Origin of the sequence: Nonomuraea sp. NPDC050153, from assembly GCF_044460125.1 — a bacterium.
Classification (GTDB): Bacteria; Actinomycetota; Actinomycetes; order Streptosporangiales; family Streptosporangiaceae; genus Nonomuraea.
Genome location: NZ_JBITJQ010000006.1, coordinates 149,077 through 166,084, shown reverse-complemented (window position 1 = coordinate 166,084; position 17,008 = coordinate 149,077). Strand labels below are relative to the sequence as shown.

At 69.6% G+C, this 17,008-nt stretch carries 16 protein-coding genes; 9 read left to right on the top strand and 7 right to left on the bottom strand.

The window, feature by feature from the left end; translation table 11 throughout:
* The first annotated feature begins 137 nt into the window (after positions 1-137).
* Entirely contained in the window at positions 138-1,142 is a 1,005-nt protein-coding gene (locus tag ACIBQ1_RS17800; protein WP_397278682.1) for a polysaccharide deacetylase family protein, read from the top strand.
* On the opposite strand, the gene ACIBQ1_RS17795 is transcribed toward ACIBQ1_RS17800, so the two are convergent.
* Positions 1,143-2,270: a saccharopine dehydrogenase family protein gene (locus ACIBQ1_RS17795; RefSeq protein ID WP_397278680.1), complete on the bottom strand. Its 1,128-nt coding sequence runs from the start codon at positions 2,268-2,270 to the stop codon at positions 1,143-1,145.
* 145 nt (positions 2,271-2,415) lie between these two features.
* On the opposite strand from ACIBQ1_RS17795, the gene ACIBQ1_RS17790 reads away from it, so the two are divergent.
* Positions 2,416-4,368 (top strand): serine/threonine-protein kinase, encoded by a 1,953-nt coding sequence (locus tag ACIBQ1_RS17790; RefSeq protein ID WP_397278678.1) that lies wholly within the window; start codon positions 2,416-2,418, stop codon positions 4,366-4,368.
* Between the two features lie 53 nt (positions 4,369-4,421).
* Positions 4,422-5,408 (top strand): malate dehydrogenase, encoded by a 987-nt coding sequence (locus ACIBQ1_RS17785; protein WP_397278676.1) that lies wholly within the window; start codon positions 4,422-4,424, stop codon positions 5,406-5,408.
* A 216-nt stretch (positions 5,409-5,624) separates the two neighbouring features.
* On the opposite strand, the gene galE is transcribed toward ACIBQ1_RS17785, so the two are convergent.
* A complete protein-coding gene (galE, locus tag ACIBQ1_RS17780) occupies positions 5,625-6,575 on the bottom strand; it encodes a UDP-glucose 4-epimerase GalE (RefSeq protein ID WP_397278675.1) in 951 nt (316 codons plus the stop codon).
* 86 nt (positions 6,576-6,661) lie between these two features.
* Between galE and ACIBQ1_RS17775 the strand changes: the two genes are divergently transcribed.
* From ACIBQ1_RS17775 to ACIBQ1_RS17765, 3 genes are read left to right on the top strand one after another with little or no spacing between them, the layout of a single operon-like run.
* The gene (locus tag ACIBQ1_RS17775) at positions 6,662-7,975 is read left to right on the top strand and encodes a hemolysin family protein (protein WP_397278673.1); all 1,314 of its coding nucleotides are present in this window, start codon (positions 6,662-6,664) and stop codon (positions 7,973-7,975) included.
* Positions 7,976-7,989: 14 nt separating this feature from the next.
* Positions 7,990-8,994: a tryptophan--tRNA ligase gene (gene trpS / locus ACIBQ1_RS17770; protein ID WP_397278671.1), complete on the top strand. Its 1,005-nt coding sequence runs from the start codon at positions 7,990-7,992 to the stop codon at positions 8,992-8,994.
* 43 nt (positions 8,995-9,037) lie between these two features.
* Complete coding sequence (locus tag ACIBQ1_RS17765) at positions 9,038-9,448, top strand: UTRA domain-containing protein (protein ID WP_397278669.1); 411 nt, start codon at positions 9,038-9,040, stop codon at positions 9,446-9,448.
* A 100-nt stretch (positions 9,449-9,548) separates the two neighbouring features.
* On the opposite strand, the gene ACIBQ1_RS17760 is transcribed toward ACIBQ1_RS17765, so the two are convergent.
* The gene (locus tag ACIBQ1_RS17760; protein WP_397278667.1) at positions 9,549-11,093 is read right to left on the bottom strand and encodes an alpha/beta fold hydrolase; all 1,545 of its coding nucleotides are present in this window, start codon (positions 11,091-11,093) and stop codon (positions 9,549-9,551) included.
* Positions 11,094-11,260: 167 nt separating this feature from the next.
* Here ACIBQ1_RS17760 and ACIBQ1_RS17755 point away from each other — a divergent pair, with 167 nt between their 5' ends.
* Entirely contained in the window at positions 11,261-12,079 is an 819-nt protein-coding gene (locus tag ACIBQ1_RS17755) for an alpha/beta fold hydrolase (RefSeq protein ID WP_397278665.1), read from the top strand.
* A gap of 63 nt (positions 12,080-12,142) precedes the next feature.
* Here ACIBQ1_RS17755 and ACIBQ1_RS17750 read toward each other — a convergent pair whose 3' ends face one another.
* The 3 genes from ACIBQ1_RS17750 to ACIBQ1_RS17740 form a co-directional block, all read right to left on the bottom strand.
* Positions 12,143-12,337, bottom strand: coding sequence for a hypothetical protein (locus ACIBQ1_RS17750; protein ID WP_397278664.1), 195 nt, complete (start codon positions 12,335-12,337; stop codon positions 12,143-12,145).
* Between the two features lie 77 nt (positions 12,338-12,414).
* Complete coding sequence (locus ACIBQ1_RS17745; protein ID WP_397278662.1) at positions 12,415-13,605, bottom strand: helix-turn-helix domain-containing protein; 1,191 nt, start codon at positions 13,603-13,605, stop codon at positions 12,415-12,417.
* 71 nt (positions 13,606-13,676) lie between these two features.
* The gene (locus tag ACIBQ1_RS17740; RefSeq protein ID WP_397278660.1) at positions 13,677-14,150 is read right to left on the bottom strand and encodes a MarR family winged helix-turn-helix transcriptional regulator; all 474 of its coding nucleotides are present in this window, start codon (positions 14,148-14,150) and stop codon (positions 13,677-13,679) included.
* A gap of 92 nt (positions 14,151-14,242) precedes the next feature.
* Here ACIBQ1_RS17740 and ACIBQ1_RS17735 point away from each other — a divergent pair, with 92 nt between their 5' ends.
* A complete protein-coding gene (locus ACIBQ1_RS17735; protein WP_397278659.1) occupies positions 14,243-15,109 on the top strand; it encodes a haloalkane dehalogenase in 867 nt (288 codons plus the stop codon).
* Between the two features lie 16 nt (positions 15,110-15,125).
* Here the strand turns inward: ACIBQ1_RS17735 and ACIBQ1_RS17730 are convergent, their stop codons facing one another.
* The gene (locus tag ACIBQ1_RS17730; RefSeq protein WP_397278658.1) at positions 15,126-15,632 is read right to left on the bottom strand and encodes a MarR family winged helix-turn-helix transcriptional regulator; all 507 of its coding nucleotides are present in this window, start codon (positions 15,630-15,632) and stop codon (positions 15,126-15,128) included.
* 61 nt (positions 15,633-15,693) lie between these two features.
* Between ACIBQ1_RS17730 and ACIBQ1_RS17725 the strand changes: the two genes are divergently transcribed.
* Positions 15,694-16,974 carry an amidohydrolase family protein gene (locus tag ACIBQ1_RS17725; protein ID WP_397278656.1) on the top strand — a complete coding sequence of 427 codons (1,281 nt, stop codon included), beginning with the start codon at positions 15,694-15,696 and terminating at the stop codon, positions 16,972-16,974.
* Positions 16,975-17,008 lie beyond the last annotated feature (34 nt).

Genomic DNA, 17,008 nt, shown 5'->3' with positions numbered 1-17,008 from the left:
GCCGGCAGATGGACGTTTCCCAGACCATCTCTTGACGGTGGCGCGGCGTGGCGCAATTGATCACCTGGGTAAGAGCCACCTCGTAACAGTCGTACGCGTCTCGGGGGGTTCAGATGCGACTGCGTATTTTCAGTGGAGTGGGGCTGTTGGCCGCCGCCGCCCTCCTGAGCGGCTGCGACTCGCAGCCCAGCACCGTCAAGATGGTCGACACCAAGGCTGATGCCGCGGCCAAGCTCAAGGCGACCCAGGCCACCAGGGTCAAGCGCGCCGCCGAGGTCAAGGCGAACGAGTTGGGGCAGATCCCGGTGCTGATGTTCCACCGGGTCGTGGACAAGCCGGCCACGACGGACGACCGGTCGCCGCAGCAGTTCCGGGCGGATCTGGAGCGGCTGGCCAGGGAGGGGTACGTGCCGATCACGGCCGCCGAGATGGTGGCGGGCAAGATCGACATTCCGGCCGGCAAACATCCCGTGGTGCTGACGTTCGACGACTCGTCGCCGTCGCAGCTCACGCTCAACGAGGTCGGCATCCCCGCCTCGAACACCGCGGTCGCCATTCTCAAGGACGTGGCGGCCAAGCACCCGGGCTTCGCGGCGAAGGCCACCTTCTACGTGACCCGCGACATGTTCGGCAAGACCGTACGCGAGGAGCAGGCCCAGATGCTGGGCTGGCTCAAGGACAACGGGTTCGAGATCGGCAACCACACCCGCGACCACATCAACCTGCGCGGACGTTCGCACAAGGAGGTCGACGACCAGATCAGCGGGATCGCCGAGCAGATCAACTCCCTGTCCGCCGTGCACCCCACCACGATCGCCCTGCCGTACGGGAACCAGCCGAGCAAGAAGGAGTGGGCCCTGCACGGCAAGGCCTACAAGCACCAGGGCGTGTTCCTGGCCGGCTACACGCCCGCGCCGGCGCCGTTCAGCAAGGCGTTCGACCCGCTGGGGATCCCGCGGATCAAGGTCATGGAGAAGAAGGGCGACTGCAAGCAGTTCTGCTCGGAGGCGTGGCTGGACTGGCTCAAGAACAACCCGGACATGCGTTACACCTCGGACGGCGACGTGCGGACCGTGGCGTACCCGAAGTTCAAGAACCCGTACCTGCGTAAGTCCTTCACCAAGTGGGGCCTGTCCTACTGATCATTCTTTCCTGTCGAACGTGATGCCCGCCGCGCGTAGCCGGTCGATGAGGGGCCGGCCCATGGCCGAGGCCGTCGTCAGCTGGCCGGCGCGGTCCGGGAGGTCGTCGAAGGCGAGGCAGAGGGCCGACTCGGCGAACATCCTGGCCGTCGCGCCGTAGCCCGGGTCGCCGCCCGCGACCTCCGTGACCACGCGCTCGCCGCCGCCCTCGCCCAGGAACGTGACCTTGAACCAGTTCCTGGCGCGCTGCTCGGCCGACGGGCCTTCGCCGGGCTTCAGCCGGCCCTGGATCCAGCCGCGTACGGGCGGGATCTGGGCGAGCGCGGCGAAGGCGCCGGCGGTCGTCACGGTGGCCAGGGCCTGGGGGAGGGTACGGACGGCGTAGTGCTGGCGGTAGGTGAAGTCGGGGCCGTAGCGGTCGAGGAGGCGGGCCGAGTAGCCGACGACGAACGGGTCGAGGGTCGGCATCGGCAGCGCCCAGCCGCCCACGTAGCGGACGCCGCCGGGCAGCGAGCTTACCCGGCGGCCGGCGGGCCGCGGCTCGGCGGAGCGGCGCTGTGTGCCCTGCTGGACCATCTGGGGGGCGCGGCCGAGGATGGACATCATGGTGGCCAGGGTGCCGCCCGACGGGGTTCCCCTCGCCCGCAGGAAGCCCCTCACCCTGAGCGGGACGCCCTCGGGGAGGTGGCTGACCGTATGGAGCACGCCCAGGTCGTACGGGATGGAGTCGAAGCCGCAGGCGTGCACGAGCTTGGCCCCGCTCCTGGCCGCCCGGGCGTGGTAGCGCATGTAGACCAGGTCCACGAACTCCGGCTCGCCCGTCAGGTCCAGGTAATGGGTGCCGGCCTCGGCGCACGCGGCCACCAGCGGCTCGCCGTACGCGACGTAAGGGCCGACCGTGGTGGCCAGGACGCGCGTCCGGCGCGCGAGCGCGGCCACCGAGGCCGGGTCCGTGGCGTCGGCGAGCAAGATCGGTACATCGAGTCCGAGACGCTCCAGTTTGGCCCGGTCACGCCCGGCCAGCGCCCATCGCGTGCCGGGGCCGGCGGCCTGCGCGAGATAGGCGGCCGTGAGTCCGCCGGTGAAGCCGCTCGCTCCGAAAAGTACGATGTCGTAGGGGCGATCCATGATCCAGAGCCTCCCTGTGAGGGCTCGTGCACGCAACTCCACGCCGGGTAAAACCGTGACGTCACGAACGGTTAACGGATCCCTGAGGAGTTGCTGAACGTCGTAAAGTTTGCGTCGTTGGGGTTAGCACACGTGGGGATGACGAATGCCGCAAATCTCGCCGCTGGTCGCCGGCGATCCCACACAGCTGGGGTCTTTCCGGCTGTCCGGACGGATCGGGGAAGGCGGTCAGGGCATCGTTTACCTGGGCGTCAACGACAACGGGGAGCAGGCGGCGATCAAGCTGCTGCACGTCAAGTTCACCGGTGACACGATAGCCAGGTCGCGCTTCGCCAGGGAGCTGAAGGCGGCCAAGCGGGTGGCGTCGTTCTGCACCGCCAGGGTGATGGAGGCCGATCTCGACGGCAACACGCCGTACATCGCCAGCGAGTACATCGACGGCCGGCCGCTCAGGGAGATCATCGAGACCGACGGGCCGCTCACCGGCACGGTGCTCGACCGGCTGGCCATCGGCACCGCGACCGCGCTCACCGCGATCCACCACGCCTCGATCGTCCACCGGGACTTCAAGCCCGACAACGTGCTGATCGCCGCCGATGGGCCGCGCGTGGTGGACTTCGGCATCGCCCGGATCATCGACTCCACCGGCACGATCACCAGCCGGGCCATCGGCACGCCCGCCTACATGGCGCCGGAGCAGATCGCGGGCGACGACGTCGGGCCCTATACGGACGTGTTCTCCTGGGGCGCCACCATCGCGTTCGCGGCCACGGGGCAGCCCGCGTTCGAGGGCAAGTCCATCGCCGTGGTGCTCAACCGGATCCTCAACCACGAGGTCGACGTCGACATGATGCCGGAGCCGCTGCGCGGCGTGGTGCGCTCGGCGCTGTCGAAGTCTCCGGCCGACCGGCCGTCCGCCGACCAGATCCTACTGCGGCTGCTCGGACAGCCCTCCACGGTGGGGGCGTCCACGGCGGTGCTCACCCGGGGCGTGCAGGTGGCCAGCGACGACACGACGCCGTTCAGCAGGGTGTCGGCCGGGTCGATCACGGACCTGCCCCGGCCGCAGCCGACGACGATCCCGCCGCCGACTGCCACGGTGCAGCCCGAGGGTGGGGCGCTGTACCCGGTGACCGAGTCCTCCCCGCCCGCCACGGTGCCGCCCGAGGGCGGCGGGGCGCCGTACCCGATGACCGAGCCCTCCTTGCCCGGACGGTCGCGCCGCGCGAGGGTGTGGATCGCGGTGGCCACCGCCGTCGTCCTGCTCACCGCCGCCGCCATCGCGCTGGCGATGAACGGCGGCTGGTCGATCGCGTTCCGGGAGGGGCCCGAGCCCACGGGGACGGCCGAGCAGAAGGCGCCCACCACGTTCGCCACCGTGGTGGACAAGGTGGCGGAGACCGGCAAGATCGTGATCGGCGTCAAGGGCGACCTGCCCGGCATCGCGCTGCAGAACGGCGACGACTTCCAGGGCTTCGACATCGAGGTCGCCAAGCGCATCGCCGCCGAGTTAGGAGCGAAGGACGCGGCGTTCGTCAAGGTCAGCAGGGGTGACCGGGAGGGCGCGCTGGAGGACGGCAGCGTCGACCTGGTCGTGGCCACCTACTCCGTCGACAACTCCGAGACCCAGTTCGCGGGGCCCTACTACCTGGCGCACCACGACGTCCTCGTCCGCGCGGGCAGCGGCATCGAGTCCATCGACGATCTGGCGGGCAAGAAGATCTGCGCCCCCGACAGCCCGTCCGTCGGAGAGGTGCAGCGGAAGGTGAAGGTCGAGCCGGTCTCGGCCGGCGACTACGCCGTCTGCATGCAGCTGCTCCGCGACGGCAAGGTGGACGCGATCCCCGGCGACGACCTGATCCTGGCCGGGTTCGCCGCCCGCGAGAACATGCGCTACCAGATCCTCGGCGCCAAGCTCAACAACGAGCGGTACGCCGTCGGCGTCAAGAACGGCGACGTGAAGACCTGCAAGGCGGTGAAGGCGGTCATCGCCGACCTCTACCGCACGGGCTACATGAAGCAGCTTTTGAGCAAGTACTTCGCCAAGGTCGACTTCGATCCGGAGCTGAAGGTGCCCGCGATGGAAGCCTGCGGATGACGAGCAGGTAGCATCCCAAAGTCAACCAATATCCTGCGAGTGAGGGGAAGGCCATGGCGTCGTCAGCCAATGGGCCCGTCAAGGTGACCGTCACCGGAGCCGCCGGCCAGATCGGCTACGCACTGCTGTTCCGCATCGCGTCGGGGCAGCTGCTCGGCGCCGACGTCCCGGTCAAGCTCAGCCTGCTGGAGATCCCGGCGGCGGTGAAGGCGGCCGAGGGCACCGCGATGGAGCTCGACGACTGCGCGTTCCCGCTGCTGTCCGGCATCGAGATCACCGACGACCCCAACGTCGCCTTCGCCGGGGCCAACGTCGCGCTGCTGGTCGGCGCCATGCCGCGGAAGGCCGGCATGGAGCGTGGCGACCTGCTCGGCGCCAACGGCGGCATCTTCGGCCCCCAGGGCAAGGCGATCAACGACCACGCCGCCGATGACATCAAGGTCCTGGTCGTGGGCAACCCGGCCAACACCAACGCGCTCATCGCCCAGCAGAACGCGCCCGACGTGCCCGCCGACCGCTTCACCGCGATGACCCGGCTCGACCACAACCGCGCGCTGTCCCAGCTGGCCGCCAAGCTCCAGGTCCCGGTCACCGAGATCAAGAAGATGACGATCTGGGGCAACCACTCCGCCACGCAGTACCCCGACCTGTTCCACGCCGAGGTGGGCGGCAAGATCGCGGCCGAGCAGGTCGACGGCGAGTGGCTGCGCGACACGTTCATCCCGACGGTGGCCAAGCGCGGCGCCGCCATCATCGAGGCCCGTGGCGCCTCCTCGGCCGCCTCGGCCGCCAACGCGGCGATCGACCACGTCTACGACTGGGTCAACGGCACCGAGTGGACCTCCGCGGCCGTCGTCTCCGACGGCTCCTACGGCGTGCCCGAGGGGCTCATCTCGTCGTTCCCGGTGCGTGCCGCGAACGGCAAGTTCGAGATCATCCAGGGTCTCGCGATCGACGCGTTCTCCCGCGAGCGGATCGACGCCAGCGTGAGCGAGCTGGAGGAGGAGCGCACCGCGGTCAAGGAGCTCGGTCTCATCTGACGACCCGCCCGGCCCCCCGCGCGATGCGGGGGGCTGGGGCTTCAGGGCGGACAGGACACGGGCTGCACGGCGGGTACGGCCGGCGGCGTGGCGAAGATCACGCCCGCTGCGGCCAGAAGGCTACCCACCACGATGAGGACACCGAAGAGCAGCTTCGTGACCCTTGGTGAAAAGTTCCTCACATTTGGGTATCACAGCACACTTTCCGGTGCAGTATCACGCATTTGACGAAAGCGCGTCCCACGCGTCAGAAACGATGTCGCGCAGCGCGGGCCGTTCGGCCTTCCAGCCGAGCTCGCTCTGGATCTTGGCGGACGAGGCGACCAGCACGGCGGGATCGCCGGGGCGCCGGTCCGCGACCACGGCCGGGATCTCGTGCCCGGTGACCTCGCGGCAGACCGAGATCACCTCCTGAACGCTGAAGCCGGTGCCGCTGCCCAGGTTGTAGATCTTGTGCTCGCCCGGCGTGACGGCGTCCAGCGCCAGCAGGTGCGCCCGCGCCAGATCGGACACATGGACGTAGTCGCGCACGCAGGTGCCGTCGGACGTCGGGTAGTCGGTGCCGAAGACGCTCACGGACTCGCGCTCGCCGGTCGCGACCTTCAGGACGTTCGGGATGAGATGGGTCTCGATCGTGTGCCGCTCGCGGAAGCGGCCGTAGGCCCCGGCCACGTTGAAGTAGCGCAGGCTCACCGCGCCCAGCCCGCGGATCCCCGCGAACGCGCTCAGCGTGGTGTCGACGGCCAGCTTGGAGGCGCCGTAGGGGTTGGTCGGGCGCGTGGGGTCGCCCTCCTCGATCGGGGAGCGCTCGGGCTCCCCGTACGTGGCCGCGGTCGAGGAGAACACGATCCTGCTCACCCCCTTGTCCCGCATGGCGTCGAGCAGGGCCAGCGTGCCACCGAGGTTGTGGGCCCAGTAGAGCCCCGGCTTCTCCACCGACTCGCCCACCAGAGACTTGGCCGCGAAGTGCAGCACCGCGTCCACGCGGTCGAGCGCGTCGTGCGCCTCGGTGATGCTTTTTTGGACAAATCGGGCACCTTCCGGCACCGCGTCCTGATGCCCGGTTGACAGGTCGTCGAGTACGGTCACCTCGTGCCCTGCCTCGATGAGCTGCGCCGCGACGACACTGCCGACGTATCCGGCACCCCCGGTGACCAATAGTCTCATGTGTACTCCTGTTCAAATATGTTGGATTTTGTACGGCTTGCCGCCCAGCATACGCGCGAAAGCCGCCGAGTACGCTGCCAACCACCATGTTTGACACCCTCGCGGCCAACATCGCCCTGGTTCTGGTGTTCATCCTGATCGGGGGGTTCTTCGCCGCCGCCGAAATCGCCATGGTCTCCCTCCGGGAAAGCCAGGTGCGCAAGCTCTCCCACCGGGGCCGCCGAGGCGAGCGGGTGGCCAAACTCGCCCGTGATCCCAACCGCTTCCTGTCCGCCGTCCAGATCGGCGTCACCGTCGCCACCATGTTGTCGGCCGCGTTCGGCGCCGACCGGCTGGCCGCGCAGCTCGTGCCCGTACTGGAGCGGTGGCAGGTGCCCCAGGCCGTCGCGCCCGTGCTCGGGCTGGTGCTGGTCACGCTGGCGATCTCGTACGTGTCGCTCGTGCTCGGCGAGCTGGCGCCCAAGCGCCTGGCGCTGCAGCGGGCCGAGGGGCTGTCGCTGTACGTGGCGCCGTTCCTCGACCGGATCGCATCCCTGTCGCGGCCGATCATCTGGATGTTGTCGAAGTCCACCGACCTCGTGGTCCGGCTGCTCGGGGGAAATCCGGAGGCCGACCGCGAAGAGGTCACCACGGAGGAGCTGCGCGACATGGTGGTCGGGCACACCGACCTGACCGCCGACGAGCGCAAGCTGATCGCCGAGGTGTTCGCGGCCGGGAAACGGCAGCTCAGGGAGGTGATGCTGCCGCGTACCGAGGTCGACTTCATGGACGCCGACACGCCGCTGGACGAGGCGGCCCGCATCGCCGCCGGGCTGCCGCACTCGCGCTTCCCCGTCTACCGGGAGTCGTACGACGAGATCATCGGGTTCGTGCACGTACGGGACCTGCTGGATCCCGAGCTCATCGGGCGGACCGAGCCGATCAGCGCGGTGGTGCCGATCCGCGCGGCCAAGTTCGTGCCGGCCTCGAAGCGGCTGCTCAGCACCCTGAACGAGTTGCGCGACGAGGGCCAGCACCTGGCGATCGTGGTGGACGAGTACGGCGGCACGGCCGGCATCGTGACCATGGAGGACCTGGTCGAGGAGCTGATCGGGGATATCAGGGACGAGTACGACATCGAGGAGGACGTCGTGATCCTGCCCGCCGGCGAGATCGAGATGGACGGCCTCACGAACCTCAACGACTTCGCCACCGAGTCCGGCATCCGGCTGCCGGACGGCCCTTATGAAACGCTTGCCGGATTTGTCATGGCGATGCTGGGGCATGTGCCATCTGTCGGGGAAAAGGTGGAAATAGCGGGTTTTGAGCTGACTGTTACGGAGCTGGACGGGCGCCGTATCGCGAGGGTGAGAGTGAAACGCCGCCCAGTGGTCGAGTCGCCGCCCGACCAGGATTCCTGACACAATTGCGTTCTATGGCCAGACCTCGTGTACTCTCCGGCATCCAGCCCACAGCGGACTCCTTCCACCTGGGCAACTACCTGGGTGCCGTCCGGCAGTGGGTCGCTCTGCAGGAGACCCACGACGCCTTCTACTGCGTGGTCGATCTCCACGCGATCACCGTGCCGACCGAGCCCGCCGCGCTGCGCCGCCGCAGCCGGGTCGCCGCCGCACAGCTCTTCGCCGCGGGCCTCGACCCGGAGCGTTCCACCGTCTTCGTGCAGTCGCACGTGCGTGAGCACACCGAGCTCGCCTGGATCCTGATCTGCCTCACCGGCATGGGCGAGGCCGGGCGGATGACCCAGTTCAAGGACAAGTCGGCCAAGTTCGGGGAGAGCGCGGCCAGCGTCGGCCTCTTCACGTACCCGATCCTGCAGGCCGCCGACATCCTGCTCTACCAGGCCAACCGGGTCCCGGTCGGCGCCGACCAGAAGCAGCACCTGGAGCTCACTCGCGACCTGGGCCAGCGCTTCAACCACCGCTTCGGCGACACGTTCACGCTGCCCGAGCCGTACATCCTCAAGGAGGTCGAGAAGATCACCGACCTCCAGGACCCCACGGCGAAGATGTCGAAGTCCTCCTCCAGCCCCGCCGGCATCCTCGACGTCCTGGAGCAGCCCGGCCCGCTGCGCAAGAAGGTCATGCGGGCGGTCACGGACACGGGCTCGGAGGTGCTGTTCGACGAGGAGAACAAGCCGGGCATCTCCAACCTGCTCCGCATCCAGTCGGCCCTGACCGGGACACCCATCCCCGACCTGGTGGCCCGCTACGAGGGGCAGGGGTACGGCACGTTCAAGAAGGACGTGGCGGAGGCGGTGGCGGACACGTTCACGCCCATCAGGGAGCGCACGGAGAAGCTCCTGTCGGACGAGGCCGAGCTCGACCGCCTGCTGGCCATCGGCGCCGAGCGCGCCGCGACGGTGGCCAAGCAGACCATGGCCGAGGTCCGCGACAAGGTCGGCTTCCTCCCCACGCTGTAGCTGTAGGTCGCGCGACTCCACCCACCCGCTGCCCGGTCACCGGGTGGGCCCGCCCAACGATGTCGCCGCGGCATTCGCGATGTCGCCCGGTGGCAACGTCATCATGCGTCATCGGCTGTTGCTGCGCGACGGTGAGCCTGTTGAGCTCTCGTGGTCGTTCTATCCAGTGGACATCGCGGCTGGGAGCCCTCTGGTCAGCCGCAAGAAGATCCGTGGCGGCGCACCGCGGGTCCTGGCGGATCTCGGGTTTCCGGAGCGGTATTTCGATGATCGCATCTCTGTGCGGCAACCCACTGTGAACGAAGTGGAGGGCCTGGACCTGCCGGCCGATGTACCGGTTTTCCGGCAATTCCGGGTCGTCTACAGCGACTTCCAACGGCCGGTGGAGGTTTCGATTCTCATCAAAGGCGGGCACCTCTATGAGCTTTCGTACCACCAGGCCGCCGACCAATAGAGCTCAGTCGCGGCCGGTGGCTCCTTGGTCTGCGAGACAGCCGATGGCGGGGTGGCTCGTACACGCACGAGCCACCCCTCATCGAGAGATCACCCGAAGATCATTTGAGGAGGCCGGGAGGCATCCAGCCCGGTGTGCCGGGTAGCGGGGTGACGGGCTTCCTGAGGGTCTGGACCTCGGTGGGCGGGACGGCCGGGCAACGGGTCCCCGGCGCCGGGAGGGTCCGCGAGATCAGGAAGACGTCGGTGATCTCCGTGCCGCAGGCTCCACGTCCGTAGACGATGTGGCCCCAGCCCTCGTACGTGAGCAGTCGGCCCGACCGGCCCAACTGCTGGGTCGTGCTGAGCGCCCACGGGTAGGTCGTGGCCGGGTCGTGCAGGGAGTTGAGGACCAGCAGCGGCGTGTTCGTCCGCACCTTCAGGCGGTGCTGCGGGTTGGGGATCGGGTCCGGTTGGCCGAGGCACGAGATGACCGGGCCGATCGCCAGCGGGCTGTAACGCATGTCGGGCGCGATCTTCGCCAGGCGGCGCAGGTGCTTGCTGAACTCGCGGTAGTCGCGTACGGGCAGCCGGTAGTCCAGGCAGAAGATCTGGAACGGGTTGGGGCTGACCTCCTGCGTCCGGTCGATCGCCAGGGGGAGCGCGCCCGCGCGCGGGGTCTCACCGGCCTCCAGGTCGGCGAGCAACTGGGAGAGCGGCTGCCAGTTGGCCGGATCGTAGAAGGCGCCCATGGCGTTGCTGATCAGCATGAACGCGGTCACCTTGGTGTCCGGCTCTCCCGGGACAGGCAGTTCGCCGCGGTCGGCCCGCTCCAGCAGCCCCTTCCAGATCGACCTGACGTCCTTGCCGTGCTGGACGCAGCGGCTGTCGCGGTCGCACCAGGCCACGAACTCGTTGAAGGCGTCCTGCGCGCCCCAGGTCTCCGTGTCCATGAAACCCCGCGTGTCCAGGCTGTGGTCCATCGTGCTGTCGAGCACGAAGGCGCGGACCCGCGACGGGTAACGCTCGGCGTACAGCTGGCCGAGGAGGGTGCCGTAGGAGCCGCCCCAGAAGGTCAGCTTCTCCTCGCCGAGCGCGGCGCGGAAGGCGTCGAGGTCGGCCGCGGTGCTGAGCGAGTCGACGTGGTCGAAGAGCGGGCCGGTACGGGCCCGGCAGTCGGCACGCAGACGGTCGTTGAAGGCCAGCATCCTGTCGAAGTCGGCCTGGCTCTTCAGGAGCGGATCCGGAGCCTGCGTCAGCACGTCCGTGGAGCAGACCACGGGGTGGCTGCGGTTGGTGCCCCGCGGGTCGAGGCCGACGATGTCGAAGCGGCGCAGAATCTCAGGACTGAACGTGTATGAGCTGCCGAGGACCAACTCCACTCCCGATCCTCCCGGGCCGCCCGCTCCCAGCACGAGCGCGCCGATCCTGGCGGCGGGATCGGCGGCCTTGCGACGGGCGACACCCACCTCGAACGTGCCGCTCGACGGCTGGTTCCAGTCGATGGGCACGGTGAGCGTTCCGCATTCGACGGCCGGCTCTTCCGGGCACGGCGTCCACGAGATCGTGTCCCGTGGCTGCGCGGCCTGCGTGGTGGCGGACGCGACCGGCGTGAGTAAGGCGAGCGGGGCGATGAGTCCGAACAACAATGCGCTGAGTCTTCGCATGCTCTGATCTTCAACGGCCTCCGAACGACTGTGAATCGGGCGGAAGTATGGACCGGCGGTTCCTTCGCGAGGACGAGGGCACTCGGTCTCCGGTCCCAGAGATTCACATTGTCCCGCTCCCCTTAGCGATGCTAAAGTCCCCTTAGCATCGCTAAAGGAGATGGCTGATGATCAGGGTGATGGCGGCCGACGGGACCGAGGCGCGGGCCGTTGACGAAGGGCGGGGGCCGATCGTTCTCGTTCTGCACCCCGGCCTCGACGACGGCTCTTCCTGGCGGGAGGTGGCCGAGCGGCTCGCCGCGCGCCATCGGGTCGTGCGGTTGCACCGGCGGCGGTACCGGCTCGATCTCGATGGCGCGTCCTGCACGGTCGCGCAGGAGGTCGAGCACGTCCAGGCGGTGGTGGCGGCGCTGGGCGGTGGGCCGATGGTGCTCGTCGGGCACTCCTCGGGTGCCGTGATCGCGCTGGAGGCCCTGGTGGCCGATCCGTCGGCGTTCGCGGGGGCGGTCCTGTACGAGCCGCCCACCGTGATCGGGGCGCCGCTCGGCGGGCCGCACGGTGAGATCCACGCGCGGGCCCGGGCGGCGATCGCGGCCGGGCGGCCGGGGAAGGCGATGAGGGTCTTCCTGCGGGGGACCGTGCGGGTGCCCGCGTGGGTGGCGTTCCTGGCCGGGGTGTTCGTGACGATGATGCCGAGGATGCGGGCGCTCGTATCGCCGCAGATCGAGGACAACGTGGGCATGGACTCGCTGGGGGTGCGGCTCGACGCCTACTCGGGGATCGAGGTGCCCACGGTGCTGCTCGGCGGGGACCGCAGTCCTGCGCATCTCGTGGAGCGACTCGACGCGCTGGAGCGGGTGATGCCGAGGGTGGAGCGGGTGGTGCTGCGCGGGCAGGGGCACGCCGCGCACGCCAAGGCGCCCGGCCAGGTCGCCGCCGTCATCGACGCTTTCGCTGCCAAGGTCCTCGACCGGGCCGCTGACTGAGACTCCGGAGCTGCCGAAGGTCCCGGCCGGTGATTGAGGGGCCGGGGGCGCTGAGGGGCTCGGTCAGTTTCTCCGTGCTCCGCGGTGGATCCGGAGCAGGGCGCGGAGGGCCGCCAGGCTGGGGCGGGTGAGCCGGGTGTCCCCGTGGGTGGCGGTCCAGCCTGAGTGGTCCCGCTGGAACGACCACCCGGGGAACTCCCGCGTCGCCTCCTGAAGCAGTCGTTCCATGACGAACTCGGCACTCGGCGCTGTGGTCATGAACGCAGCGTGTCACCCGCACCCCATTCCGTGACGAACTCGGGCCGCAGAACTCCACGTTCGCAAAGCCCGAACTATCAGTTCGCGATGCCGTGGCGCTCGGCCAGGTAGCGGACCTCCGGCGCCCACGACGGCCGCGCGCGCCGCGCGAGCGAGCGCACCATCTCCCGCAGCAGCAGCTTGTGGTCCAGCTCCTCCGGGCACTCGCGCTCGATCCGCAGGAGGTGGAGCAGGCTGGCGGCGTCGTCGCCCACGTCCTCGCAGGCGCGGGCGACCTGGCTGAGGTGGGTGGCGCGCCGCTCGATGGACGGCGTGCGCCGCAGGTCGATGTCGTCGGCGATCCGCAGCACCGCCTCCGGGCGCCCCATGTCGTTCTCGATGCTGGCCATGTGGATGGCGACGTTGGTCGGCCCGAAGAAGGCCAGGTCGTAGACGTCGGCCCCGTCCTCGACGCGCTGTGCGAGCCGGGCGGCGGGCCCGCGTACGATCTCCCTGGCCTCGTCGTCGTCGCCCGCGCGGGCCGCGCCGATCGCGGTCAGCAGGTGCAGCGCGCCGAGCGCCTTGACGTGGCGGTCGTCGCCGTCGCCGACGTGGGGCTCCAGCATCTCGATGCCGCGCCGCCCGACGTCGTACGCGATCTGGTGCATGTCGTCCGACAACATCGACTGCCCCAGGCTCCAGTACGCCCACGCCCGGATCAGCGGATCGCCCGTCTCCTCCGCGAAGCGCATGGCCCGGTCGGCGGCCAGATGGGCGAGATCCACCCGCCGCAGGTGCTTGAGCACGCCCCTGGCCAGCATGTACGCGTCGGAGGCGACGCTGTGGGCCTGCGGCGTGTCCGCGAGCGCGAGGTTCTCGGCGTCGGAGATCAGGGACGGCAGGGCCGCCATCAGGATCGAGTAGCGGTGCGTCGAGGTGAACCAGGCGTTGCGCGCCGACGCCACCCGTTCGGAGAGCTGGTCGGCGTCGGGCGGCTCGATGTCGGGCTCCACCGAGTGCCAGGTGAACAGCGCGCGCTCGATGTCGCTGATCTGCGGCCTGCTGGGCTCGTGCGAGTCGCGCGGGGTCTCCCCTAACAGCACGGCGGTGCGTACGCCCAGCACTTTGGCGATCTCTCGCAGCAGGGGGAGCGAGGGGGTTCGCTTGCCGTGCTCGATCAGCTCGATGTGCCTGGGGGTGCAGCCGGACTGGGTCGCCAGCGCGGTGGTGCTCATGCCCCTTCGCTCGCGCTGGAGCCTGATCATCTGCCCGGTGGCTATTTCGGACATGGGCGTGACGCCTCCTGGGTGGGTCCCGACATCCCACAGGCTAGGGCTCCAGGAGATCGCCTGTCCTGGATTCAGCCCTGCTCAGAGGAGCTGCCGGGGCGCGAATGGTGCTCCAGGAGACGGGTCAGCAGACCTGACAACTGCTCGCGTTCCGGCCGGCTCAAAGGGGCGAACAGCTCGTCCTGAAGGCTCGCGATGAGCGTGTGCAGCCGTCGTACCTGCTGGAGGCCCTCGGGGGTGATGGTGATGACGTTGCGGCGGCGGTCGGCGGGGTCGGGGGTGCGCTCGACGAAGCCGCGCTCCGCGAGCTCGTTGATCACGGCGACCATGTCGCTGCGGTAGATGCCGGTGCGCCTGCTCAGCTCGGCCTGGCTCACCGGGCCCGACTCGCGCAGCGCCACGAGCGCCGCGTAGTGCCACTTGCGGGCGTCGACGGCGGCCAGGCCCTCGTTCACCAGCCGGTCGGCGTACATCGCGACCAGCGACAGCGTCCGGCTGGGCAGGAGCCGCAGCGGTGCGGGGGTGGCCCTGATGTCGTCCGTCATGCTCGGGATCCTACCTCTTGTGTTAGTGGCACTAACGATGTAACTTCGTTAGTGCCACAAACGTTAGTCGCACTTACGAAATGAGACCCGTCATGCCGACGATCGACGTGCTCGACTCGACCATGTACTTCGAGGACTCCGGCGGCTCCGGCCTGCCCATCGTGTTCCTGCACGGGAACCCTGCCTCGTCCCACCTGTGGCGGAAGGTGCTGCCGGGGCTGGACGGCCGCCTGCTCGCCCCCGACCTCATCGGCATGGGGCGCTCGGGGAAGCCGGACGTCCCGTACCGGTTCGGTGACCACGCCCGTTACCTCGACGCGTGGTTCGACGCGCTCGGGCTGGAGGAAGTGGTGCTGGTCGGGCACGACTGGGGTGGCGCGCTCGCCTTCGACCGGGCCTCCCGGCATCCGGAGCGCGTCCGGGGAGTGGCGTTCATGGAGACCATCGTCCGCGGGATGAGCTGGAGCGACCTGGGCGAGGCGCCGCGGGCCCGCGCCGAGACCCTGCGCGGCGCCCAAGGGGAGTCGCTGGCGCTCGACCAGAACTTCCTCGTGGAGACGGCGTTCACAGGCGGGGTGCTGACGAGCCTGAGCGAGGAGGAGAAGGAGCCGTACCGGGCGCCGTACCCCACTCGGGAGAGCAGGCGGCCGCTGCTGGAGTGGGCTCGCTCCCTGCCGCTGGACGGCGAGCCCGCCGACGTGGCCGAGCGGGTGGACGCCTACGGGAAGTGGTTCGAGGCCAGCGGTGAGGTGCCCAAGCTGCTGCTCACCTTCGACTCCTCCCCGACGCTGCTGATCGGGACGGAGGTGGCCGCCTGGTGCGTCGCGAACATGGCCGCCCTGGAGGTCGAGCACTGTGGCCCGGCCGGCCATCACGCCCCCGAGGACCGCCCCGAGGCCATCGCCGCCGCAATCGCCGCCTGGGCGACCCGCCACGGGCTGCGGGAAAACGCGTCCTAGAGGGTCCTGGAGGGGGTCAGCGGTAGCGGCGGCGGCCGATGCGGGAGAGGACCTCGCGGAGCGCGTCGGCTGCCTCCCGGACGATCTCGTCCGGGATCCCGCCCGCCATCTCCTCGTACGCCCGCCCCGAGGCCACCAGCGCGGCCGTCGCCACGCGCTGTCCCTCTTCCGTGAGCTGGACCCAGCGGCTGCGCGCGTCACCCGCGTTGGCCTCGCGCTCGACGTATCCCGCCGCCGTCAACCGCTGCAGCACGTTGCTGATCCCGCCCGAGGTGAGGAACAGCGACTTCGACAGCTCGCTCGGCTTCATCCGGCACGTCGGCGCCGCCCTGCTCAGCGCGGCCAGCACGTCGAACTCGGCGTACGTCAGCCCCAGCTCGGCCAACTCGGCCTTGACCACCTGGTCGAACAGCATGTGGAGCCGCGCCATTCGCTTGCCGAGCTCCAGGGTGGCGATGAGGGACGGTGACAGGCCCGCCTCCTCCCAGCGGGGGACCATCGCGTCGACCTCATCGTGATTCACGCCATCGAGGATACCTGTCGCAATATTGCTTTCTAGAAAGCTTCTTACTAAGCTTTCGGCCATGACATCTACGATCTTGATCAGGAACGGCGTCGTCGTCGACACCGAGCCCGAGCCCGTCGTGCTGGGCCAGGTGGACGTGCGGATCGAGGACGGCCGCATCGCCGAGGTGGGCCCCGGCCTGCCGGAGGTCCCGGGCGCGGAGGTGATCGACGCGACCGGGCGGATCGTGCTTCCCGGGTTCGTCGACACCCACCGTCACACCTGGCAGGCGGGCATCAGGGCCGTCGCGACCGACATCACGTTCGACGCCTATCTGCGGCGGGTCATCACCGAGCTCGCCCCCCGCCACCGCCCCCAGGACGTCTACGCGGGCAACCTCGCGGGCGCGCTGGAGTGCCTGGACGCGGGCGTCACCACGCTGCTCGACTGGTCGCACATCCAGTTCAGCCCGGACCACACCGACTCGGCCGTACGGGCGCTGGACGAGTCCGGCGTCAGGGCCGTGCTCGGCTACTGCTACGGCGGCGAGTCCGGCGAGCTGACCAAGGAGACCCGGCGGGTCCACGACGCGCTCTCCGGCGCGTCCGAGCTGGTCACGATGGCGGTCGCGGCGTTCGGGCCGGAGATCGCGGGGGAGGAGCGCGCGCTGGAGGAGTGGCGGGTGGCGGCCGAGCTCGGCCTGCCCGTCACCGCCCACCTGGGCGGCCACGGCCCGGAGAGCGCCGCGCGCGGGCTCGCGTTCCTGGAGGCGAACGGCCTCCTGGCCACCCCCACGACCTTCGTCCACGCGCTGCACTACACCGACGAGGAGCTCGCGCGCATCGCGGCCGCCGGCGGCACGGCCTCGCTCGCCCCCGTGGACGAGATGAACCTGGGCCTCGGCTACCCGGCCACGGGCCGGCTGAGGGCCGCGGGGATCCCGACGGGCCTCGGCGCGGACACCGTGGTCTGCGCGCCCGGAGACCTGTTCAGCCTGATGCGGACCGTCCACCTGCTCGAACGCGGCCGCCCCGACGGCGCCGGCCTGGGCTTCACCACCCGCGACGCGCTGCGCATGGCCACCATCGAGGGCGCCCAGGTGCTCGGACTGGCCGACGTCATCGGCTCGCTGCGGCCGGGCAAGCAGGCCGACCTGGTGCTGCTGCGTACGGACACGCTCGGCATGGCGGCGGCGCACGACCCGATCGGCGCCGTCGTGCTCAACGCCGACACCAGCGCGGTGGACACGGTCCTGGTCGGGGGACGTGTGGTCAAGCGTGATGGGCGGCTGCTCCACCACGACCTTGCGGCGGTCCTCTCGGCACTGATCGAATCGGCCGGTACGGTGGCAAACCCCTGATCGTCGCCCCGGCGCCGGGGTAGTGGGTCCCCAG